We start from the raw sequence: 22,323 nt of genomic DNA, 5'->3' as shown, positions 1-22,323 counted from the left end.
CTTTGACGGCTGCCCAAGCACGTCAGAAGGGGGCCCGGTGGCCGCTCAGGCTCAGCACGATTCGACGGTGGACCGCGGGAGGAACGCCGCGGCCCGATCCGCCGCGGACTCCGTGCGTGACCGCGAGATCGGTGTCGAACAGGATCATCTCGACGCCGTCTACCGCCGCCTCGAGGAGAAGATCCACGAGGCGGAGTTCCTGATGGACGACGCCGCCAAGCGCGGCCAGGTCGGCACGCCCGGCGCGCTCGCCGAGCGGGACGCCCAGGTGTTCCGCGCGGGCATCCACCTCAACCGGCTCAACAACGAGTTCGAGGACTTCCTGTTCGGCCGGATCGACCTGCTGCTCGGCAAGGACGGCAAGAAGGGGCCCGACGGCGCGTACACCGCCGTCGAGCCGGCCGAGGGGGCCGTCCGCGCCGACAACACGGCCGACATCGCCGAGACGCTGCACATCGGCCGCATCGGCGTCCTGGACGCCGACTACTCGCCGCTCGTCATCGACTGGCGCGCCCCGGCCGCCGCGCCCTTCTACCGGTCGACCCCGGTCGACCCGGGCCGCGTCGTGCGCCGCCGCGTCATCCGCTCCAAGGGCCGCAAGGTGCTCGGCGTCGAGGACGACCTGATGCGTCCCGAGCTGACCGCGTACCTGGACGGCGAGACGCTGCCCGCGATCGGCGACGGCGCCCTGATGGCCGCGCTCGGCCAGGCCCGCAGCCACTCGATGCGCGACATCGTCGCCTCCATCCAGGCCGAGCAGGACCTGGTCATCCGGGCCCCCGCCGCGTCGGTGACGTACGTGGAGGGCGGTCCGGGCACCGGCAAGACGGCGGTGGCGCTGCACCGCGCCGCGTACCTCCTCTACCAGGACCGCCGGCGCTACGCGGGCGGCATCCTGATCGTCTCGCCGACCCCGCTCCTGGTCGCGTACACGGAGGGCGTGCTGCCCTCGCTCGGCGAGGAGGGCCAGGTCGCGATCCGCGCGGTCGGCTCCCTGGTCGACGGCGCGGAGGCCACGGAGTACGACAGCCCGGCGGTGGCCCGCGTGAAGGGTTCGTCGCGGATGCTGAAGGTGCTGCGCAAGGCGGCCCGCGGCGCGCTGGAGTCGCCGGTCGCGCCGCCCGCGCCCGCGTCCGGCGGCGACGGGCAGCTGGCCTTCGGCGACGACGAGGCCGACGACGAGGCCGGGGCGACGGCCGCCGTCACCACGAGCCGCCTCCGCGTGGTCGCCTTCGGCCGCCGCCTGGAGCTGGAGGCCGACCAGCTGAACCGCATCCGGCACGCGGCGCTGAGCGGCACGGCCCCCGTGAACCACCTGCGCCCGCGCGCCCGCAAGCTCCTGCTGGACGCGCTCTGGAGCCAGTCGGGCGCCGGCAGCCGCCACACCGACCCCGAACTCGCCGCCGAGCTGCGCTCGTCCTTCGACGACGACATCACGGGCGAGGACGACTTCATCCGGTTCCTCGACGCGTGGTGGCCGGAGCTGACGCCGCGCTCCGTGCTCGCCGCGATGGCCGACGAGAAGCGCCTGGGCCGCTGGGCCCGCCGCATCCTGAACCCGGGCGAGGTGCGCAAGCTCGCCCGGTCCCTGAAGCGGGACGCCCTCTCGGTCCACGACGTCGCCCTCCTCGACGAGCTGAACGCCGTCCTCGGCACCCCGGCCCGCCCGCGCAAGAAGCGCGAGTACGACCCGCTGGACCAGCTCACGGGCCTGGACGAGCTGATGCCCGTGCGCGAGGAGACCCAGTACGAGCGCGCCGAGCGCCTGGCGCAGGAGCGCACCGAGTACGCGCACGTCATCGTCGACGAGGCGCAGGACCTGACGCCCATGCAGTGGCGGATGGTCGGCCGCCGCGGCCGGCACGCCACGTGGACGATCGTCGGCGACCCGGCGCAGTCCTCGTGGTCGACCCCGGACGAGGCGGCCGAGGCCCGTGACGAGGCCCTCGGCAGCCGCCCGCGGCGCCGCTTCACGCTGACCGTCAACTACCGCAACCCGTCCGAGATCGCCGACCTCGCGGCGAAGGTGCTGGCGCTGGCGATGCCGGGCTCGCAGTCCCCGTCCGCGGTCCGCTCGACGGGCGTGGAGCCGCGCTTCACGGTCGTCGGGGACCGGCTCGGCAGCACGGTCCGCGAAGAGGCCGCGCGGCTGCTCGACCGGGTCGACGGCACGGTCGGCGTCGTCGTGGCGATGCACCGCCGCGCGGAGGCGGCCCGCTGGCTGGCCGGGCTCGGCGAGCGGGTGGTGGCGCTGGGCTCGCTGGAGGCCAAGGGCCTGGAGTACGACGCCACGATCGTGGTCTCCCCGGCGGAGATCGCCGACGAGTCCCCGGCCGGCCTGCGGGTCCTGTACGTCGCCCTGACCCGGGCGACCCAGCAGCTCACGGTCGTCTCGGCGGACCGTGACGAGCCCGACGCGCGGGGGGTTCCGGACCTGCTGCGCGACTAGGACAGGTCCTGGGGGCGACGGGCCCTTGTGTCCGCAGCAGCCGGTGTTACCGTTGATGACGGCACCGGCTCGATCCAAGCCCCCGGGCCCAACCTTCGTCCCTCAGAGGGACCACTTGCCGCGAGGCGAGCATGGCGGGTCGGTGTCGTCAGCGTGGAGAGGCCCACGTCACTTCGGTGACGTGGGCCTCTTTCTGTTTCCCTCAACTTCTCGTATGGTGGAAGTCAGTTTCCGAAAGCGCGGTGAACGTAAGGTTCACAATCCGATGCGGCTACCACGTACTCACCGGTAGGTGCGACCATCGGACGGCAACAGCTACACGGTGAAAGCAGAGGAAGTCGGCCATGGCAACGGCGCCCAGCGTCTCCTACTCGATGACGGTCCGGTTGGAGGTGCCCGCGAGCGGAACCGCCGTCTCGCAGCTCACCACCGCCGTGGAGTCCTCCGGAGGCTCGGTGACCGGCCTCGACGTCACCGCTTCCGGCCACGAGAAGCTCCGGATCGACGTCACGATCGCGGCCACCTCGACGTCCCACGCGGACCAGATCGTCGAGGAACTGCGCGGCATCGAGGGCGTGACGCTCGGGAAGGTCTCCGACCGTACGTTCCTGATGCACCTCGGCGGCAAGATCGAGATGCAGTCCAAGCACCCCATCCGCAACCGTGACGACCTGTCCATGGTCTACACGCCGGGTGTGGCCCGCGTCTGCATGGCGATCGCCGAGAACCCCGAGGACGCCCGCCGCCTCACGATCAAGCGCAACACCGTTGCGGTCGTGACGGACGGCTCCGCGGTCCTCGGCCTGGGCAACATCGGCCCGATGGCCGCCATGCCGGTCATGGAGGGCAAGGCGGCCCTCTTCAAGCGGTTCGCCGACATCGATGCCTGGCCGATCTGCCTGGACACCCAGGACACCGACGCCATCGTCGAGATCGTCAAGGCGATCGCCCCCGGCTTCGCCGGCATCAACCTGGAGGACATCTCCGCGCCGCGCTGCTTCGAGATCGAGGCCCGGCTGCGCGAGGCCCTCGACATCCCGGTCTTCCACGACGACCAGCACGGCACCGCGATCGTCGTCCTCGCCGCCCTGACCAACGCACTTCGCGTCGCGGGCAAGGCAATTGGGGACATTCGCGTCGTCATGTCGGGCGCCGGCGCCGCCGGTACCGCGATCCTCAAGCTGCTGCTCGCGGCGGGCGTGAAGAACGCGGTCGTGGCCGACATCCACGGCGTCGTGCACGCCGACCGCGAGGACCTCAAGGGCGCCGACAGCGACTCGCCGCTGCGCTGGATCGCCGACAACACCAACCCCGAAGGCCTGACCGGCAGCCTCAAGGAGGCCGTCGTCGGCGCGGACGTCTTCATCGGCGTCTCGGCCCCGAACGTCCTGAACGGCGACGACGTGGCCGCGATGGCCGACGGCGCCATCGTGTTCGCGCTCGCGAACCCGGACCCGGAGGTCGACCCGGCGATCGCCCGTCAGACGGCGGCCGTCGTGGCCACGGGACGCTCCGACTTCCCGAACCAGATCAACAACGTCCTCGTCTTCCCGGGCGTCTTCCGCGGCCTGCTCGACGCCCAGTCGCGTACGGTCAACACGGAGATGATGCTGGCCGCGGCGACCGCCCTGGCCGACGTCGTCAGCGAGGACGAGCTCAACCCGAACTACATCATTCCGAGCGTCTTCAACGACAAGGTCGCGGGCGCCGTGGCCGGCGCCGTGCGCAACGCCGCGAAGGCGGCCGGAGTGGCTGTGACGGGGACCACGACCGCCTGAGGCCCGGCGCGTCGCGGAATGCGGGGCCCTTCCGGGCCCTCTAGGGTGGCCGGGAAGCAGGCCCCCCTAGGGCCGTCCCGCCCCCGGTGGTGGCGCTGTCCGTGTGACCCCCACGGGTGCCGGATTGGCTTTACCGCCGCTGGTGGGGGCAGGATGCGTCTTCGGGCGCGAGGGTCTGGACGACGGACCCGGGTCCTGGGCCTGACCGAGACCCTGGCAGCATCGGCTTCGCTGTTGCCCAACATGCGGCTTGCCGCCGCGTGGCACGCCTCAACGGCAAGAAGAACACGGGAGTACAAACATGAACCGCAGTGAGCTGGTGGCCGCGCTGGCCGACCGCGCCGAGGTGACCCGCAAGGACGCCGACGCCGTGCTGGCCGCGTTCGCCGAGACCGTCGGCGAGATCGTTGCCAAGGGCGACGAGAAGGTCACCATCCCCGGCTTCCTGACCTTCGAGCGCACCCACCGTGCCGCTCGCACCGCTCGTAACCCGCAGACCGGCGAGCCGATCAACATCCCGGCCGGTTACAGCGTGAAGGTCTCCGCGGGCTCGAAGCTCAAGGAAGCCGCCAAGGGCAAGTAAGTCTTAGGCGAGGAAGCGGTCCCCCGGGGTTCCGGGGGGCCGCTTTCGCGTGTGCGGGGTTCTCTCGTGTGGGCGTCCGCGGGTCTCGTCGTGGCTGGTCGCGCAGTTCCCCGCGCCCCTGGGCGGCCCGTTGAAGGCTGCGCGTCAGCGCATGCCTTCCAGGGGCGCGGGGAACTGCGCGACCAGCCCCCACCGGCCCGCAGGCGCCGACGGACCGTCAAGCGGGCAGACGCGTCAGCGTGACGTCCTCCAGGGAGGCCACGACCGTCGTACGGGGCCCGGGCGCGATGCCCGGAACCGACGGGACCGCCAGCAACCGGCACCCCGCGGAGAGCGCCGCCGCGGCCCCCGTGGGCGTGTCCTCCACGGCGAGACAGTCCGCCGCCGCCACCCCGAGCGCCCGAGCCGCGGCCAGGTACGGGTCGGGATGCGGCTTGCCGCGCTCCGTGTCGCCGTTCGTCACGAGCACCGCGAACCTCTCGGCCCCCAGCGACTTCACCACCAGCTCGGCCACGTGCCGCTCAGAAGCCGTCACGAGCGCCACGGGGACGCCGAGGGCCCGCGCCCCGTCCAGCAGCCGCAGAGCGCCTGGCTGCAGCCGCACACCGGCGGCCACGGCCGCCGTGAACTCCCGGTCCAGGAAGGCGGCGGCGTCCTCGTAGGGAAGGTCCGTGCGGCCCTCGTCGACGAGCCGGCGCGCGGCGTCCCGGATCGTCAGGCCCGCGTACGCGTCGAGTCCGTCCCGGCCGGGCAGCAGCCGGGCCACGACGGCGAGCCAGGCCCGCTCGGAGTCGACGAGCGTGCCGTCCATGTCGGTCAGGAGCGCGGCGGGGCGGGGCAGTTGGATCATGGCGACTCTCGGGCTCTACGACGACGGGGCCGCCCGGTGTCCCGGACGGCCCCATCAACGTACGTAATCAGAAGGGCGCTCAGCCCAGCGCCTTGCCCGGAAGCTCAACCTTCGCGCCGAGTTCAACGAGCTTCTCCATGAAGTTCTCGTAACCGCGGTTGATCAGGTCGATGCCGTGCACCCGGGACGTGCCCTGGGCGGCGAGCGCCGCGATCAGGTACGAGAAGCCGCCGCGCAGGTCGGGGATGACCAGGTCGGCGCCCTCCAGCTTGGTCGGGCCCGAAACGACGGCCGAGTGCAGGAAGTTGCGCTGGCCGAAGCGGCAGTCGGAGCCGCCCAGGCACTCGCGGTAGAGCTGGATGTGCGCGCCCATCTGGTTGAGCGCGGAGGTGAAGCCGAGGCGGGACTCGTAGACCGTCTCGTGGACGATCGACAGGCCGGTCGCCTGCGTGAGGGCCACGACCAGCGGCTGCTGCCAGTCCGTCTGGAAGCCGGGGTGGACGTCCGTCTCCAGGGCGATGGACTTCAACTGGCCGCCGGGGTGCCAGAAACGGATGCCCTCGTCGTCGATCTCGAAGGCGCCGCCGACCTTCCGGTACGTGTTGAGGAAGGTCATCATCGAGCGCTGCTGGGCGCCGCGCACGTAGATGTTGCCCTCGGTCGCCAGCGCCGCGGACGCCCAGGACGCCGCCTCCAGGCGGTCGGAGAGCGCGCGGTGCGTGTAGCCGCCGAGCTTGTCCACACCGGTGATGCGGATGGTGCGGTCGGTGTCCATCGCGATGATCGCGCCCATTTTCTGCAGGACGCAGATCAGGTCCTCGATCTCCGGCTCGACGGCCGCGTTCGAGAGCTCCGTGACGCCCTCGGCGAGGACGGCCGTGAGCAGGACCTGCTCGGTGGCGCCCACGGAGGGGTAGGGGAGGCGGATCTTGGTGCCGCGCAGCCGCTGCGGGGCCTCCAGGTACTGGCCGTCCGCGCGCTTCTCGATGGTCGCGCCGAACTGGCGGAGCACCTCGAAGTGGAAGTCGATCGGCCGGCCGCCGATGTCGCAGCCGCCGAGGCCCGGGATGAAGGCGTGGCCGAGCCGGTGCAGGAGCGGGCCGCACAGGAGGATCGGGATGCGGGAGGACCCGGCGTGCGCGTCGATGTCGGCCACGTTCGCCGACTCCACGTGCGAGGGGTCCATCACCAGCTCGCCCGGCTCCTCGCCGGGGCGGACCGTCACACCGTGCAGCTGCAGCAGACCGCGTACGACGCGGACGTCGCGGATGTCCGGGACATTGCGCAGCCGGCTCGGAGCGCTGCCGAGGAGGGCCGCGACCATGGCCTTGGGCACCAGGTTCTTGGCGCCGCGGACACGGATCTCGCCCTCCAGCGGGGTTCCGCCGTGGACAAGCAGTACATCGTCGGTGACGGTCATGAATCTCGCGTTCCGATGAGGTGGGCAGGGGGCCAAGGGACAAGGGTAAGGGCCGCCTCCCCCTGCTCCGTAAGCCCGAGGACGCACGGAACCGTCATGACTTCGCTACAACACGAACCGTTCCGAATCGGACACATGGGGTGACGGCCGGGCGGGCGTGCGCCCCTTCCGCTTCCATGCGCGCTGAGCTGCATTCATGCGGTTCTTACGCTTGGCTCCCCGTGCGGCGGGAAGATGCGGGATCATGTCTGCCATGACCGAGGTGTCCTCGCTCACAGGGCGGTTGCTCGTGGCCACACCCGCCCTCGCGGACCCGAATTTCGACCGGGCGGTCGTGCTGCTCCTCGACCACGACGAGGAGGGCTCGCTCGGTGTGGTGCTCAACAGGCCCACCCCGGTGGACGTCGGGGACATCCTGGAGGGCTGGGGCGAGCTGGCCGGTGAGCCGGGTGTCGTCTTCCAGGGGGGTCCCGTCTCCCTCGACTCCGCGCTCGGTGTCGCCGTGATCCCGGGGGACTCCCTGGAGGCGGCGCCGCTCGGGTGGCGCCGGGTGCACGGCGCGATCGGTCTCGTCGACCTGGAGGCGCCGCCGGAACTGCTGGCCGCCGCGCTCGGCAGTCTGCGGATCTTCGCGGGGTACTCGGGCTGGGGGCCGGGACAGTTGGAGGACGAGCTGACCGAGGGCGCCTGGTATGTCGTCGAGTCGGAGCCCGGTGACGTCTCCGCCACCCGGCCCGAGGGTCTGTGGCGCGCGGTCCTGCGCCGCCAGCGCAGCGAACTGGCGATGGTGGCGACGTATCCGGACGACCCTTCGCTCAACTGACGGGTTTCAGTACCCTTGGGCTCCATGAGCACTCTTGAGCCCGAGCGCGGGACAGGTACGGGGACCCTCGTAGAGCCGACGCCGCAGACGTCGCACGGTGACGGCGATCACGAGCGCTTCGCCCACTATGTCCAGAAGGACAAGATCATGGCGAGCGCGCTGGACGGGACGCCTGTGGTCGCGCTCTGCGGCAAGGTGTGGGTGCCGGGCCGTGACCCGAAGAAGTATCCCGTCTGTCCCATGTGCAAGGAGATCTACGAGTCCATGGGCGCCGGCGGCGACAAGGACGGCGGCAAGGACGGCGGGAAGAAGTAGCCCCGTCCCCTTTCCCGTGAGACCTCCCGGGCGAGGTCCTGTGTGAGCCCGGTGTGAGGCCCGGTGCGAGGTCTTGTACGAGGCCCCTGGTGCGCTGATGTGCGCACCAGGGGCCTCTTTTTGTGCTCCGCAAACCATTGCGCTCACTGGTCCAGTCCTTTTAGCCTCCGTCGTGTTGTGCAGAGCGAAACCCCCATTGCGTATGTTGCAACGACACTTCGGAGGCGTTTCCGATGAACCACCCCCGTACGTTCGCCGCACGAACCGCCGTCCCCCTCGCGGCACTTGTCCTCACCGCCACCGCCTGCGCCCCCGGCACCTCCGACAACAGCGGCTCCGCCGACGACGAGAAGAGCGGCACCCTGCGCGTCTGGCTCTTCCAGGAGGTCAACAACGCGCCCAAGAAGCAGGTCGTCGACGAGGCCGTCGCCACCTTCGAGAAGGCGCACGACGGGGCGAAGGTGAAGGTCGAGTACATCCCCGTCGAGACCCGCGCCGAGAAGATCAAGGCCGCCTTCAACGACCCGAAGAGCGCACCCGACGTCATCGAGTACGGCAACACCGACACCGCCGGCTACGTGAAGGACGGCGGACTCGCGGACGTGACGAAGGAGTTCGGGGCCTGGGACGAGGCCGCCCGGACGGACCCGACCGCCAAGCAGTCCGTCACCGTCGACGGCAAGGTCTACGGCGCGCCCTACTTCGTCGGCGTCCGCGCCCTCTACTACCGGACCGACGTCTTCGAGCAGCTGGGCGTCGACGTCCCGAAGACCCAGGCCGAACTCGTCGCCACCGCCCGGAAGATCCACAAGGCGCGCCCCGAGCTGTACGGGCTCGCCGTCGGCGGCGCGTACACCTACGGTGCGATGCCGTTCATCTGGGCCAACGGCGGTGAACTCGCCGACGAGAAGGGCGGCGCGTACGTCTCCGCGATCGACAGCCCCGCCGCGCAGAAGGGCATCAAGGCCTACACGTCCCTCTTCGGCGACACCAACTGTCCCGCCGCCAAGTGCGCCGCCATGGGCGGCAACGACACCGTCACCGCCTTCGCCTCCGGCAAGGCCGCCATGGCGATCGGCGGCGACTTCAGCCACCAGGCCATGGAGGACGGCAAGGTGAAGGGGAAGTACGCCGTCGTGCCGCTGCCGGGGGTGAAGGCGGGGGAGATCGCGCCCGCGTTCGCCGGCGGCAACAACATCGGCGTGCTCAGGAGCACCTCGCACCGCACCCTCGCCGTCGACCTCATGAAGCAGCTCGCCGGGAAGGACACCCAGCGCGAACTCTTCGCCGGCATGGGGTTCCTGCCGACCTACACCGACGTGCGGGACGAGGTCGCGAAGAAGGAGCCGTTCGTCGAGCCGTTCGTGCAGACCCTCGGCGCCGGCGCCAAGTTCGTGCCCGCCTCGCCCGCCTGGGCCAAGATCGACGCCTCGCTCGTCCTGCCGACCATGTTCCAGGAGATCGTCAGCGGCCGTAAGGACGTGAAGGCCGCCTCCGGCGACGCGGCACGGAAGATGGACGACGCCTTCGGGGCCGCCGGGTGAGGTCCGTGCACGGCGCGCGCTGGACACCCTGGCTGTATCTGGCCCCCGCCCTGGTCCTGCTGGGCGGGCTGCTCGTCTACCCGATCTACCAACTCGGCCTGATCTCCTTCCTGGAGTACACCCAGGCCCAGGTCAGCGGCGGCGAACCGACCACCTTCCAGGGCCTCGCCAACTACCAGCACCTGTTCTCCGACAGCCAGTTCTGGCAGGTGCTGCTCGCCACCGTGCTGTTCGCGGCGGCCTGCGTCGTCTCCACGCTGCTCGTCGGCTGCGCGCTCGCCGTGCTGCTCACCCGGGTGCGGGCCGTGCCCCGGCTCGCGCTGATGCTGGCCGCGCTCGGCGCCTGGGCGACCCCGGCGATCACCGGGTCCACCGTCTGGATGTTCCTCTTCGACCCGGACTTCGGCCCGGTCGACAAGGCGCTCGGACTCGGCGACTACTCCTGGACCTACGGGCGGTACAGCGCCTTCGCGCTCGTCCTGCTCGAAGTGGTCTGGTGCTCCTTCCCGTTCGTCATGGTGACCGTGTACGCGGGGATCAGGGCCATCCCGGGCGAGGTCCTGGAGGCGGCCTCGCTCGACGGGGCCTCGCAGTGGCGGACCTGGCGCTCGGTCATGGCGCCGATGCTGCGGCCCATCCTCGTCGTCGTCACCATCCAGTCGATCATCTGGGACTTCAAGGTCTTCACCCAGATCTACGTCATGACGAACGGCGGCGGCATCGCCGGACAGAACCTGGTGCTCAACGTGTACGCCTACCAGAAGGCCTTCGCCGGCAGCGAGTACAGCCTCGGCTCGGCCATCGGCGTCGTGATGCTCGTGATCCTGCTCGCGGTGACGCTCGTCTATCTGCGGCTGATGCGCCGCGAGGGGAGAGAGCTGTGACCCTGCCCGGCATACGGGCCGCGCGCGGTCTGCGGGTCCGCCGGCCCTGGCGGCTCGCCGCCGAGGCGTCCGCGCTGCTGATCGCCCTCGTCGTCGCCTTCCCCCTCTACTGGATGGTGCTCAGCGCTTTCAAACCGGCCGGCGAGATCGAATCGACCGAGCCCCGCCCCTGGACGCTCGCCCCGTCCCTCGACTCCTTCCGCCGCGTCTTCCAACAGCAGGAATTCGGCCGGTACTTCCTCAACAGCCTCATCGTCGCGGGCACCGTCGTCGTGGTCTCCGCGCTCGTCGCATTCCTCGCGGCGACGGCCGTGACGCGATTCCGATTCCGGTTCCGCACGACGCTGCTCATCATGTTCCTCGTCGCGCAGATGGTGCCCGTGGAAGCGCTCACCATCCCGCTCTTCTTCCTGATGCGGGACTTCGGACAGCTCAACACGCTCGGCTCGCTGATCCTGCCCCATCTCGCCTTCTCACTGCCCTTCGCCGTGTGGATGCTGCGGGGCTTCGTGAAGGCGGTCCCCGAAGCCCTCGAAGAGGCCGCCTACATCGACGGCGCGAGCCGCGCCCGCTTTCTCTGGCAGATCCTCTTCCCGCTCGTCTTCCCCGGCCTGGTGGCGACGAGCGTCTTCTCCTTCATCTCCACCTGGAACGACTTCCTGTTCGCGAAGTCCTTCATCATCAGCGACACCTCCCAGTCGACGCTGCCGATGGCCCTGCTCGTCTTCTTCAAACCGGACGAGAACGACTGGGGCGGAATCATGGCAGCCTCGACCGTGATGACCGTCCCCGTACTCGTCTTCTTCGTCCTCGTGCAGCGGCGCCTGGTCTCCGGGCTCGGCGGCGCGGTCAAGGACTGACCGAGGACTGACCCCCTAGAGACCCCCCACAGACCCCTTAGAGACCCCGTAGAGAAGGGCCTGGCATTCATGGATCTCATTCCGGCACCCCGCCGTGTGGTGGAGGGCGACGGCTCGTACGAACTCAGTGACGGCACCGGGATCGTGGCGGGCGAGGGCACCGAGGACACGGCGCGCTGGCTGCGCGCCACGCTCGGCGCCGTGACCGGGCTCGCGATGGCGCCCGCGAGCGCGGCCGGCCCCGACGCCGTACGGCTGTCCGTCGACCCCTCCCTGGCGCCCGAGGAGTACCGGCTGGACGTCACCGCCGGCGGCGTGACCATCGAGGGCGGCGCCGCGGCCGGTGTCTTCTGGGGAGCCCAGACGCTGCGTCAGCTCCTCGGCCCCGACGCCTACCGCCGGGCCCCGCTCGCCGCCGACCGCCGGTGGACCCTGCCGTACGTCACGATCGAGGACGCCCCCCGCTTCCGCTGGCGCGGCACGATGCTCGACGTGTCCCGCCACTTCATGCCGAAGGACGGGGTACTGCGCTTTCTCGACCTGCTGGCCGCCCACAAGATCAACGTCTTCCACTTCCACCTCACCGACGACCAGGGCTGGCGCGTCGAGATCAAGCGCTACCCGAAACTGACGGAGCTCGGCTCCTGGCGGTCACGGACGAAATTCGGCCACCGGGCCTCGGAGTTGTGGGAGGACAAGCCGCACGGCGGCTTCTACACGCAGGACGACATTCGCGAGATCGTCGCCTACGCGCACGCCCGGCATATCGCGGTGGTCCCCGAGATCGACGTGCCCGGCCACTCGCAGGCGGCCATCCACGCGTATCCGGAACTCGGCAACTCCGATGTGATCGACACGTCTTCCCTCCCCGTCTGGGACACCTGGGGCGTCAATCCGAACGTACTCGCCCCCACTGACAACACCCTCCGGTTCTACGAGGGCGTCTTCGAGGAACTCCTCGACCTCTTCCCGTCGACGTTCATCCACGTCGGCGGCGACGAATGCCCCAAGGACCAGTGGAAGCAGTCGCCGACCGCCCAGGCCCGCATCAAGGAACTGGGACTGAAGGACGAGGACGAGTTGCAGTCCTGGTTCATCCGGCACTTCGACACCTGGCTGAGCGAGCGCGGCCGGCGGCTCGTCGGCTGGGACGAGATCCTGGAGGGCGGCCTCGCGCCGGGCGCCACCGTCTCGTCCTGGCGCGGCTACGCGGGCGGCATCACCGCGGCCAAGGCCGGCCACGACGTCGTCATGTGCCCCGAGCAGCAGGTCTATCTGGACCACCGGCAGGCGGCCGGGGAGGACGAGCCGGTCCCGATCGGGTACGTCCGCACCCTGGAGGACGTCTACCGCTTCGAGCCGGTTCCGCCCCAGCTCACCGCGGACGAGGCCCGGCACGTGCTCGGCACCCAGGCCAACCTGTGGAGCGAGGTGATGGAGGACGCCCGGCGCGTCGACTACCAGGCCTTCCCGCGGCTCTCCGCCTTCTGCGAGGTGGCCTGGAGCGAACTGCCGGCCCCGGCCGAGCGCGACTACGCGGACTTCGAGCGCCGCATGGCCGTCCACTACCGGCGACTTGACGCGCTGGGCGTCGACTACCGGCCGCCGGGCGGCCCGTTGCCGTGGCAGCGTCGACCCGGAGTGCTCGGACGCCCGATCGAAGGGGCGCCCCCGAACGTGTGAGTCCGGCCCTCGCGCGGCGTGTCCCGGGGGTGCGCTCCCGGGACACGTGCGCCCCCAGGGGCACGACCGGCCCTTATATCGCGCCTACGTCGCCTCATACATCACCGAAGAGTGTCAATTCGCGCTCACCGGCGATGCGGTGCGATATCGGTCATCTCCCAGGTGGAAGGGGCGAATGCCTCCTACCGGACCCCCTCTCCGGGCTCCTGGGAAGATGTGCCAGAGTTGCCACGTCCGGCCTGTCAGCACGTACCGTACGGCGGAACAGGCGTAACGGCGGGAACGGCGGTCACGCGCGGACCACGCGGGACCGGCACGCCGCCGGGCGCGCGGCCGGACATCGGGAAGGGGCAGCCGGTTTTGACCACGCACGCACCGCAGGCGACACAGGCCGCGGTACTTCCGGGTTCGCTGGACGAGGCGGTCGCAGCGCTCGCCGCGATGCCCGCGGCCGTGCCCGTCGCCGGCGGCACCGACCTCATGGCCCAGGTCAACGCGGGTCAACTCCGCCCGGCCGCCCTCGTCGGCCTCGGCCGGATCAGCGAGATCCGCGGCTGGCAGTACCAGGACGGCCACGCGCTGCTCGGCGCCGGCCTCACCCACGCCCGGATGGGCCGCCCCGACTTCGCCGCCCTCATCCCCGCCCTCGCCGCCTCCGCACGCGCCGCGGGCCCGCCGCAGATCCGCAACGCGGGCACACTCGGCGGCAACATCGCGTCGGCCGCCCCGACGAACGACGCGCTGCCCGTACTGGCCGCCCTCGAAGCCACGTTGATCATCGCGGGGCCGCAGGGCGCCCGCCGCGAGGTCCCCGTCTCGCACCTGCTGGCCGGCATGGAGATGCTGCGGCCCGGCGAGCTGATCGGCTTCGTCCGGGTCCCGCTGCTGCACGCGCCGCAGGTCTTCCTGAAGGCCACCGGACGGACCGGCCCCGGCCGGGCGACCGCGTCCGTGGCCCTGGTCCTCGACCCGGCCAGGCGCGGCGTGCGCTGCGCCGTCGGCGCCATCGCGCCGATGCCGCTGCGCCCGCTGGAGGCCGAGCAGTGGGTGGCCTCGCTCATCGACTGGGACGGCGAGCGCAGCGCACTCGTACCGGAGGCCGTGCAGGCGTTCGGCGAGTACGTCGCCGCGGCCTGCATCCCCGACCCGGCCCCCGCTCCCGACGGCACGCAGGAGACCCTGCCTGCCGCCGTACTGCATCTGCGGCGCACCGTCGCCGCGCTGGCCCGACGTGCACTTGGGAGGGCGCTGTCGTGACGAACCCCGGTACCGGTCATGGCTCCGGCGCGGACGGCTGGGAGCCGTTGCCCCAGGGCGACTACGACTCCGACGCGACCGCGTTCGTACAGCTGCCTCCCGACGGCTTCCCCGACGAGGCGCCGCTCGCCGCACCCGGCCACGGCTACGTGCCGCCGCAGATAACGGTGAGCCCGGCCACGGGTGCCGCCGCGACCGACCCGGCGGCGACCGGGGTGTGGGTGCTGCCGCAGGAGCTGACGGGGGCCGGGGGGGCTTCGGATTCCGCCGGGGCCCCGTCGGGCAGTGCTTCCGGTGCTCCTTCGGCTTCCGGTGACTCTTCTGGTGGTGCTTCCGGTGCCCCTTCGGGCGGCACTTCCGGTGGTGCTTCCGGTGGCGGGGGCGTCAGCTGGCCCGACGCGAACCAGCAGCAGTACGGGGCGCCCGCGCAGGGCAGCACCGGCCAGTGGTCGATCCCGCTCGCGGACGGTGAACTGCCGGACGAGTCGGGCGAGTTCACGACCTCGGCGCTCGCCTCGCAGTGGGGCGACCGCACGCCGCCGCCCGCCACGCTGCCGGGCGGCGCGGCCGCGCCGTGGGCGAGCGAGGCGTGGGCGCAGCCGGCCGCTCCCGAGCCGGAGCCGGAGCCGGAGCCGGAACCGGTGGTGGCTGAGGTTCCCGAGGCCGACGTCGAGCCGGAACCGGAGCCCGTACGGGTCGAGGAGCCGGCAGAGGCGGACGTGGATTCGCCTTCGGATCCGGCTTCGGACGCGGACGCGGATGTGGAGGCGGGGGCGGCGGCCTCCGACCTGGACGCGGACGGCGAGACGGCCGACGACGCGGAGGCGGACGACGCCCCGGCCCGCCTCCCGCTCCACGACGACCACCCCCTGGTCAGCTACGTGCTGCGGGTCAACGGCTCCGACCGCCCCGTCACCGACGCCTGGATCGGTGAGTCGCTCTTGTACGTGCTGCGCGAGCGCCTCGGCCTCGCGGGCGCCAAGGACGGCTGCTCGCAGGGCGAGTGCGGAGCGTGCAACGTCCAGGTGGACGGCCGCCTCGTCGCCTCCTGCCTGGTGCCCGCGGCGACCGCGGCCGGCAGCGAGGTCCGTACCGTCGAGGGCCTGGCCGCCGACGGGCAGCCCTCCGACGTGCAGCGGGCGCTGGCCGCCTGCGGGGCCGTCCAGTGCGGCTTCTGCGTTCCCGGCATGGCGATGACGGTCCACGACCTGCTCGAGGGCAACCCGAACCCGACCGACCTGGAGGCCCGCCAGGCGCTGTGCGGCAACCTGTGCCGCTGCTCCGGGTACCGGGGCGTCCTGGACGCGGTCCGGCAGGTGACGGTCGAGCGGCGGGCGTCCGCGGAGGCGGCGGCCGCCGAACCACCGCCAGGACCTGGCGCGGAGGAGCCCCGCATCCCGCACCAGGGGGGCCCGGCACCCAGCGAGGGCATCCAGGACTTCCACGGCGACCACGGCGATCACGGCGGCCAGGGTGCCTACGGGGATCACGGCGGCCACGACGCACACGGATCGCACGGTACGTACGGGGACTTCAAGGACGGAGGCCAGGCGTGACCAACGAGACGACCGAGGTCCCCGTGGCCCCAGAAGCGGAAGGACTCCCGCACGGACTGGGCACCACGCTCCCCTCGGCGGAGGCCCGCGCCAAGACGGAGGGCACCTTCCCGTACGCCTCCGACCTGTGGGCCGAGGGCCTGCTCTGGGCGGCGATCCTGCGCTCCCCGCACGCGCACGCACGCGTGGTCTCCATCGACACCACCCACGCGCGCGAGATGCCCGGCGTCCGCGCGGTGGTCACGCACGAGGACGTCCCCGGCGGCCCGCTCCCCGGCCACCGCACGGCGGACCGCCCGGTCTTCGCCTCCGAGGTCGTCCGCCACCACGGCGAGGCCATCGCGGCCGTCGCGGCCGACCACCCGGACACGGCACGGATGGCCGCGGCGGCGATCATCGTCGAGTACGAGGTGCTCGACCCGGTCACCGACCCCGAGCAGTCCTTCGCCGCCGAACCCCTGCACCCCGACGGCAACCTGGTCCGCCACATCCCGCTGCGCCACGGCGACGCCGAGGCGACGGGCGAGGTGATCGTCGAGGGCCAGTACCGCATCGGCCGCCAGGACCCGGCGCCGATCGGCGCGGAGGCCGGCCTCGCCGTACCCCGCCCCGACGGCGGCGTGGAGCTCTACATCGCGTCCACGGACCCGCACGGCGACCGTGATCTGGCGGCCTCCCGCTACGGCCTGGAGCCGGAGCGCGTGAAGGTCGTCGTCACGGGCGTGGCGGGCGCGACGGCCGACCGGGAGGACCCGAGCTTCCACCTCCCGCTGGGACTGCTGGCGCTGAAGACCGGCTGCCCGGTCAAGCTGACGGCGACCCGCGAGGAATCCTTCCTGGGCCACCCGCACCGCCACCCCACGCTGCTCCGCTACCGCCACCACGCGGACGCGGACGGCAGGCTGGTGAAGGTCGAGGCGCAGATCCTGCTCGACGCGGGCGCGTACGCGGACACGTCGTCGGACGCGCTGGCGGCGGCCGTGGCCTTCGCCTGCGGCCCGTACGTGGTGCCGCACGCCCTGATCGAAGGCTGGGCGGTCCGCACGAACAACCCGCCCTCCGGTCACGTACGGGGCGAGGGCGCGCTCCAGGTCTGCGCGGCCTACGAGGCCCAGATGGACAAGCTCGCGAAGAAGCTGGGCATCGACCCGGCCGAACTGCGCATGCGCAACGTCCTCGCGACGGGCGACGTCCTGCCGACGGGCCAGACGGTGACGTGCCCCGCGCCGGTCGCCGAACTCCTGTCCGCGGTGCGGGACTTCCCGCTGCCCGCCCTCCCGAAGGACACGCCAGAGGAGGACTGGCTGCTGCCGGGCGGACCGGAGGGGGCCGGTGAGCCCGGGGCGGTCAGGCGGGGCGTCGGCTACGGCATCGGCATGGTCCACATGCTCGGCGCGGAGGGCGCGGACGAGGTGTCGACGGCCACCGTCAAGGTCCTGGACGGCGTCGCCACGGTCATCTGCGCGGCGGTCGAGACGGGCCAGGGCTTCACCACCCTCGCCCGCCAGATCGTCCAGGACACGCTCGGTATCGACGAGGTCCACGTGGCGCCGGTCGACACGGACCAGCCGCCGGCGGGGCCGGGCTGCCGCGGCCGTCACACGTGGGTGTCGGGCGGTGCGGTGGAACGCGCGGCGAAGATGGTCCGCACGCAGCTGCTCCAGCCGCTGGCCCACAAGTTCGGCATGTCCACGGAGCTCCTCCAGATCGCGGACGGCAAGATCACGTCGTACGACGGGGTCCTGTCCACGACGGTCGAAGAGGCCATGGAGGGCAAGGAGTTGTGGGCGACGGCGCAGTGCCGCCCCCACCCCACCGAGCCGCTGGACGCGACCGGCCAGGGCGACGCGTTCGTGGGCCTCGCGTTCTGCGCGATCCGCGCGGTCGTCGACGTCGACATCGAGATCGGCTCCGTACGGGTGGTGGAACTGGCGGTGGCCCAGGACGTCGGCCGGGTCCTCAACCCGGGCCAGCTCGCGGCCCGCATCGAGGCCGGGGTCACGCAGGGCGTGGGCGCGGCGCTCACGGAGAACCTCCGGACACCGAAGGGCGTCGTCCGGCGCCCCGACCTGACCGGCTACGCGCTGCCCACGTCCCTCGACGCGCCGGACATCCGCATCGTGAAGCTGGTCGAGGAGCGGGACGTGGTCGCCCCGTTCGGCGCGAAGGCCGCCAGCGCGGTGCCGGTGGTCGCGTCCCCCGCGGCGGTCGCCTCGGCGGTGCGCGCGGCGACGGGCCGCCCGGTGAACCGCCTCCCGATCCGCCCGCAGGCGGCGGTCGTGACGGAACCCCTGTCGGCATCTGCCGCCCCCGCCGAAGCAACTGGCTGAATTCCACGGCCTGTTGACGGGACCGGCTCGGTTTCGAACTGTTACGCGCCGTGGCGTTCTGTGACGTGATGTGTGTTGCCTCTGCCCTGAGGCGACTGTGAACTGTCAGTGCGCCTGGCTAGAGTTGTGCCCAGACTTCTGACTTTGGCTTCGGCAGTGACCGTACGGGGCACGGGGATCCAAGGGACTTCACGGGGGAACGGGGAGGGCGGACGCGATGGCGGACGACAAGGGTGGCGGTGGCCTGGGCGGCTGGGCGTTCGGCGTCGTCGAGGCGGCGAAGGACGCGGTCGGTGACGTCGTCACCGAGCTGGAGTCGTTCACCAAGTTCCAGCAGCGGGTCGACCAGCTGATCAAGGACCTGAGGGAATCACCGGCGGGCCCGAAGAAGGTCGGCCACGAGCCGCTGGGCCGCACGAAGTTCGGCGGCGGCCACAAGGGCTGGCACGAGGCCGACAGCATGTTCACCCAGTACGACACGGTCATCGCCGACCTGGAGAACCTCTCGAGCCTCCTCTCGGACTCGATAGAGGCGATGGGTATCGCCGTACTGGCGTCGCACAAGGGTTACGACAACGTCGACGACGACGTGCGGCGGCGGTTGGCCGCGATCAATGCGGAGACCACGGATCACTACGGCGGTGAGTACGTGCCGGAGCCGTCGAAGAGCAAGGCAGGCGACGCAGGCGGCTCGAGCGCACCCGACAAGGCGCGCGGTGACGGGGGAGAGGAGACGGGTCTCTGATGGCCGGACAGGGTAAGAAGACGTCGTTCGACGGCATGACGCACGAGCAGATGCTCGCGTGGCTCGACGAGGCCGACGCCGGCACGGTCCAGGCGGCAGCGGACAAGCTGGCCGCCGCGGCCAAGGAGATCCACTCCATCGCCGACGAGCTCAAGGTCCGTCCTCAGTGGGTGAAGTGGAAGGGCGACGGCGCCGACTCCTTCCGCCAGTGGGCGGGCAAGCTGGCCAACGTGACCGTGGCGATGGGCGACTACAGCCAGGACACGTCGAAGTGGCTCGGCCAGGCGGCCACGGCCATCGGCAAGGCCAAGACCTCGGCGCCGCGGGACAAGGGCGTCGACGCGAACATCGACGCGGCGCGGTCCGCGCACAACGACCCTGACGCGCAGACGATCCTCTCGAAGAACATGGCGGTGCGACAGCAGACCGCTGATGAGCTGGAGAAGCTGGGGCAGGCGTATTCGCTGTCTGCTTCGCAGATGGCGGCGGCGCGGAAGCCGGAGCTTTTGAAGTTTCCGCCGATGCCGTCAAAGATCCAGGACCCCGAGGCCAGCAAGTTCTACGGCAGCGAGAACTTGGGCACCGGACGGGGCGGTGCCAGGGGAGGTGCCGTCGGTGGCGCCCGTTCGATCGCCGGCACGGGTTCAGCCGCGCACGGAGCCGCGGTGAGCGGTGCCCGCCCGGGTGCTGAGGCCGGTGCGGCGCCCAGCGTCAGCGGATCTGCCGGGGCCGTTGCACCGGCCGTTCCGGAGACACCCACGCGGATGGGAATCGACTCGGTCGACACCCTCCCGCCCATGACACAGCAGCCGACCGGATCGGCCCCTCCGGCACCCCCTGGCCCGACCGCTCCGAACCAGACCGGCCCCGGGCTGATCCCGCCGGCCTACGGCATCACCGGCACGCCCAATCAGCCTGCTCGCGGCGGTGTCCCGCCGGTGAACGGCCGTCCGGCCACCGGTCCGACGGCCCGGGGGATCACGGGCCGGCCCACCGCACCTGGTGCCCCCGGCCTGACGGGTCGCCCCACCGGGCCTGGAGCTCCAGGCCTGACCGGCCGTCCCACTGGTCCTGGAACGCCGGGAGCGAACGGCCGTCCCACGGCCCCTGGCGTGACGGGCCGCCCGACCGGTCCGGGTGCCTCGAACGCATACGGACGCCCGACGAACACCACGGGACCTGGTCAGTCCGCGACAGGAGCGGGCCGGAGCACCGGCTCGGTCCAGGGCCGTGGACCCGCCCAGAGCGGTGTCACTGGTGGGCGCCAGCAGCCGGGAGCCGGCAGGTCCACGACCGGTATGCCGCGAGGCACGGTCATGGGAGCCGAAGGGAACACGCGGGGCACGACGGGCACGCGAGGCCCGTCGGCCCAGCCGCAGAGCGGCATCAGCGGCAGGCCGACCAACCCCGGTTCCGGCTCGTCCCGCGGCACGACTGCGGGGCGGCTGTCTGCCGGTGCTACGGGCGCCAAGGGCGTTGTCGGAGGTTCGCCCAGCCAGCAGCAGCGGGCGAACTCGAAGGCGTTCAGCCAGGGAGGTTCCGGCCTGGTCCGACCGCAAGCCGGAGGCGGGGCCGGGGGCGAAGGTTCCCGGAATTCGGGTGCGGCAGGTCATGGCGGCTCAGCGCCGGCCGGATCACGCCCCGGAACGCGCCGTGACGACCAGCAGGGCAGCGACCGCCCCGACTACGTCACCGAGGATCAGGAAACCTGGCAGCCGGACGCACGCCGTAGTGTGCCTTCCGTTGTCACGGACGACACCAAGAGCGACGAGAGGTAACCCATGCCCCCCACCAACAGCAACCGCCGCAGGAACCTGGGCGCGGCAGCCTCGGCAGCGCTCGGCCTGCTGTTGGTGGGAACGGTGGCGGTGGCCCCCGCCCAGGCGGACTCCTTCCGCTCGCAGCAGTGGCATCTGGACGCCATGAAGGCTGATCAGATGTGGAAGACCAGCACCGGTAAGGGCATCACGGTGGCCGTGGTGGATACCGGAGTCAACGCTGATCACCCGGACCTGCAAGGTCAGGTGCTCCCTGGGAAGGACCTGGCCAAGAAGGCGACCGGCGACGCGCACACGGACTACGACGGTCACGGCACCGGAATCGCCGGGGTGATCGCAGGGACCGGTTCGGGCAATGGCGGGAACGGAGCTTTCGGCCTTGCCCCGGGAGCCAAGATTCTCCCTGTTCGGATTTCGGATGGTGAGAAGGCTGCCAACCGCGGTGAGTCATCCGAGTGGGTGTTCACCGAGGTGGCGGAGGGCATCAGGTACGCAGCAGACCACGGTGCGAAAGTCATCAACGTTTCGCACGGCGCAGCGGTGGTTAGCGCGGATCAGAAGCCCTTGACCGATCGGTTGGCGGAGGCAGTCAAGTACGCCCTGGGCAAGGGATCTTTGATCTTTGCTGCCACAGGCAATGACGGCAGCACGACGAACTCCGTCAACTACCCGGCCGCCACCCCCGGCGTGGTGGGTGTCGGTGCAATCGCCGAGAACGGGAAGCGTACGAGCGAGTCCAACTACGCCTCGCACGTGGATATGGCCGCACCGGGCATGGGCATCGTTCACGCCTGTGGCGGCAAGACGGGCTACTGCAAGAGCCATGGCACCAGCGACGCCAGCGCACTGGCCTCCGCGAGTGCCGCTCTCATCTGGTCCAAGCACCCCTCCTGGACCAACAACCAGGTCCTGAAGGTCATCCTGAACACCATCGGTGGAATCAAGGACGACAAGGCACAGCGCAGCGACTTCCTCGGCTACGGCGCCGTCCGCCCCCGCATCGCCCTGACCAACCCCGGTAACCCGGGCCCGGCCGACAAGTTCCCGATGTCGGACTTCCCGGTGGTGGCCAAGTCGCCGGCTCCGGAAGCCTCGAAGGCAACGGGCAGCGACGAGAAGCCTGAGGCGGCGGCTGCCGCCAAGGACGACGGCGGCAACACCGGGCTGTGGATCGGCGTGGGCGTCGCGGCAGTCGTGGTGATCGGCGGAGCCGTCGCCTTCGTGGCGGCCAGGCGCCGTCGCGGCGATCAGCAGGTCCCGCCCCCGCCGCCGGGGGCTCCGGTGCAGCAGGGCTATCCCGGTGGGCCGTACGGCGCTCCGCAGCAGCAGCCGTACGGTCAGCAACAGCCGTACGGTCAGCAGCAGCCGTACGGTTCGGGCGCTCCGGGCGGCAGCCCTGACCACAACCCTTACCAAGGTTCTTGACCCCGGCCGCATCCCTGCCGTAGCGCGCACCCGACGTGTCGAG

17 protein-coding genes are annotated in these 22,323 nt (G+C 71.3%); 15 read left to right on the top strand and 2 right to left on the bottom strand.

Annotated features, from left to right (window positions below):
• Window positions 1-37 precede the first annotated feature (37 nt).
• From RBJ77_RS39565 to RBJ77_RS39555, 3 genes are all read left to right on the top strand, one after another.
• The gene (locus tag RBJ77_RS39565) at window positions 38-2,449 is read left to right on the top strand and encodes a UvrD-helicase domain-containing protein (RefSeq protein ID WP_372349392.1); all 2,412 of its coding nucleotides are present in this window, start codon (window positions 38-40) and stop codon (window positions 2,447-2,449) included.
• A 344-nt stretch (window positions 2,450-2,793) separates the two neighbouring features.
• On the top strand, window positions 2,794-4,227 hold the full coding sequence (locus RBJ77_RS39560; protein ID WP_372349391.1) for an NAD-dependent malic enzyme: 1,434 nt from the start codon (window positions 2,794-2,796) through the stop codon (window positions 4,225-4,227).
• A gap of 301 nt (window positions 4,228-4,528) precedes the next feature.
• Entirely contained in the window at window positions 4,529-4,810 is a 282-nt protein-coding gene (locus tag RBJ77_RS39555) for an HU family DNA-binding protein (RefSeq protein ID WP_016645140.1), read from the top strand.
• Window positions 4,811-5,027: 217 nt separating this feature from the next.
• On the opposite strand, the gene RBJ77_RS39550 is transcribed toward RBJ77_RS39555, so the two are convergent.
• The gene (locus tag RBJ77_RS39550; RefSeq protein ID WP_372349390.1) at window positions 5,028-5,660 is read right to left on the bottom strand and encodes an HAD family hydrolase; all 633 of its coding nucleotides are present in this window, start codon (window positions 5,658-5,660) and stop codon (window positions 5,028-5,030) included.
• A gap of 79 nt (window positions 5,661-5,739) precedes the next feature.
• Window positions 5,740-7,080 carry a UDP-N-acetylglucosamine 1-carboxyvinyltransferase gene (gene murA / locus RBJ77_RS39545; RefSeq protein ID WP_255976127.1) on the bottom strand — a complete coding sequence of 447 codons (1,341 nt, stop codon included), beginning with the start codon at window positions 7,078-7,080 and terminating at the stop codon, window positions 5,740-5,742.
• Window positions 7,081-7,333: 253 nt separating this feature from the next.
• On the opposite strand from murA, the gene RBJ77_RS39540 reads away from it, so the two are divergent.
• The 12 genes from RBJ77_RS39540 (at window position 7,334) to mycP (ending at window position 22,280) form a co-directional block, all read left to right on the top strand.
• Window positions 7,334-7,903 (top strand): YqgE/AlgH family protein, encoded by a 570-nt coding sequence (locus RBJ77_RS39540; RefSeq protein WP_255976125.1) that lies wholly within the window; start codon window positions 7,334-7,336, stop codon window positions 7,901-7,903.
• Window positions 7,904-7,927: 24 nt separating this feature from the next.
• A complete protein-coding gene (locus tag RBJ77_RS39535) occupies window positions 7,928-8,218 on the top strand; it encodes a DUF3039 domain-containing protein (RefSeq protein ID WP_255976123.1) in 291 nt (96 codons plus the stop codon).
• A 233-nt stretch (window positions 8,219-8,451) separates the two neighbouring features.
• Window positions 8,452-9,762, top strand: coding sequence for an extracellular solute-binding protein (locus RBJ77_RS39530; RefSeq protein ID WP_372349389.1), 1,311 nt, complete (start codon window positions 8,452-8,454; stop codon window positions 9,760-9,762).
• On the top strand, window positions 9,759-10,646 hold the full coding sequence (locus tag RBJ77_RS39525) for a carbohydrate ABC transporter permease (protein WP_372349388.1): 888 nt from the start codon (window positions 9,759-9,761) through the stop codon (window positions 10,644-10,646). The genes RBJ77_RS39530 and RBJ77_RS39525 overlap by 4 nt, the downstream gene beginning before the upstream one ends.
• Window positions 10,643-11,506: a carbohydrate ABC transporter permease gene (locus RBJ77_RS39520; protein ID WP_372349387.1), complete on the top strand. Its 864-nt coding sequence runs from the start codon at window positions 10,643-10,645 to the stop codon at window positions 11,504-11,506. The genes RBJ77_RS39525 and RBJ77_RS39520 overlap by 4 nt, the downstream gene beginning before the upstream one ends.
• A 69-nt stretch (window positions 11,507-11,575) precedes the next feature.
• The gene (locus RBJ77_RS39515; RefSeq protein WP_372349386.1) at window positions 11,576-13,189 is read left to right on the top strand and encodes a beta-N-acetylhexosaminidase; all 1,614 of its coding nucleotides are present in this window, start codon (window positions 11,576-11,578) and stop codon (window positions 13,187-13,189) included.
• Window positions 13,190-13,549: 360 nt separating this feature from the next.
• Complete coding sequence (locus RBJ77_RS39510) at window positions 13,550-14,446, top strand: xanthine dehydrogenase family protein subunit M (RefSeq protein ID WP_255976113.1); 897 nt, start codon at window positions 13,550-13,552, stop codon at window positions 14,444-14,446.
• Window positions 14,443-16,002 (top strand): 2Fe-2S iron-sulfur cluster-binding protein, encoded by a 1,560-nt coding sequence (locus tag RBJ77_RS39505; protein WP_372349385.1) that lies wholly within the window; start codon window positions 14,443-14,445, stop codon window positions 16,000-16,002. The genes RBJ77_RS39510 and RBJ77_RS39505 overlap by 4 nt, the downstream gene beginning before the upstream one ends.
• A complete protein-coding gene (locus RBJ77_RS39500; protein WP_372349384.1) occupies window positions 15,999-18,332 on the top strand; it encodes a xanthine dehydrogenase family protein molybdopterin-binding subunit in 2,334 nt (777 codons plus the stop codon). The genes RBJ77_RS39505 and RBJ77_RS39500 overlap by 4 nt, the downstream gene beginning before the upstream one ends.
• Before the next feature lie 217 nt (window positions 18,333-18,549).
• Window positions 18,550-19,077 (top strand): hypothetical protein, encoded by a 528-nt coding sequence (locus RBJ77_RS39495; protein ID WP_372349383.1) that lies wholly within the window; start codon window positions 18,550-18,552, stop codon window positions 19,075-19,077.
• Window positions 19,077-20,855, top strand: coding sequence for a hypothetical protein (locus tag RBJ77_RS39490; RefSeq protein ID WP_372349382.1), 1,779 nt, complete (start codon window positions 19,077-19,079; stop codon window positions 20,853-20,855). The genes RBJ77_RS39495 and RBJ77_RS39490 overlap by 1 nt, the downstream gene beginning before the upstream one ends.
• 3 nt (window positions 20,856-20,858) lie before the next feature.
• A complete protein-coding gene (gene mycP, locus RBJ77_RS39485) occupies window positions 20,859-22,280 on the top strand; it encodes a type VII secretion-associated serine protease mycosin (protein ID WP_372349381.1) in 1,422 nt (473 codons plus the stop codon).
• Window positions 22,281-22,323: the final 43 nt, after the last annotated feature.

It is taken from the genome of Streptomyces sp. KL116D (assembly GCF_030766975.1).
Lineage (GTDB): Bacteria > Actinomycetota > Actinomycetes > Streptomycetales > Streptomycetaceae > Streptomyces > Streptomyces longispororuber_A.
Note: the sequence above shows the minus strand (reverse complement) of the source record. Positions and strands in the feature narration are given on the sequence as shown.

Coding starts and splice junctions, on each gene's coding strand:
- RBJ77_RS39560 (WP_372349391.1), top strand. CDS start 2,794: ATGGCAACGGCGCCCAGCGTCTCCTACTCGATGACGGTCCGGTTGGAG.
- RBJ77_RS39555 (WP_016645140.1), top strand. CDS start 4,529: ATGAACCGCAGTGAGCTGGTGGCCGCGCTGGCCGACCGCGCCGAGGTG.
- RBJ77_RS39550 (WP_372349390.1), bottom strand. CDS start 5,660: ATGATCCAACTGCCCCGCCCCGCCGCGCTCCTGACCGACATGGACGGC.
- murA (WP_255976127.1), bottom strand. CDS start 7,080: ATGACCGTCACCGACGATGTACTGCTTGTCCACGGCGGAACCCCGCTG.
- RBJ77_RS39540 (WP_255976125.1), top strand. CDS start 7,334: ATGACCGAGGTGTCCTCGCTCACAGGGCGGTTGCTCGTGGCCACACCC.
- RBJ77_RS39535 (WP_255976123.1), top strand. CDS start 7,928: ATGAGCACTCTTGAGCCCGAGCGCGGGACAGGTACGGGGACCCTCGTA.
- RBJ77_RS39530 (WP_372349389.1), top strand. CDS start 8,452: ATGAACCACCCCCGTACGTTCGCCGCACGAACCGCCGTCCCCCTCGCG.
- RBJ77_RS39515 (WP_372349386.1), top strand. CDS start 11,576: ATGGATCTCATTCCGGCACCCCGCCGTGTGGTGGAGGGCGACGGCTCG.
- RBJ77_RS39495 (WP_372349383.1), top strand. CDS start 18,550: ATGGCGGACGACAAGGGTGGCGGTGGCCTGGGCGGCTGGGCGTTCGGC.
- RBJ77_RS39490 (WP_372349382.1), top strand. CDS start 19,077: ATGGCCGGACAGGGTAAGAAGACGTCGTTCGACGGCATGACGCACGAG.
- mycP (WP_372349381.1), top strand. CDS start 20,859: ATGCCCCCCACCAACAGCAACCGCCGCAGGAACCTGGGCGCGGCAGCC.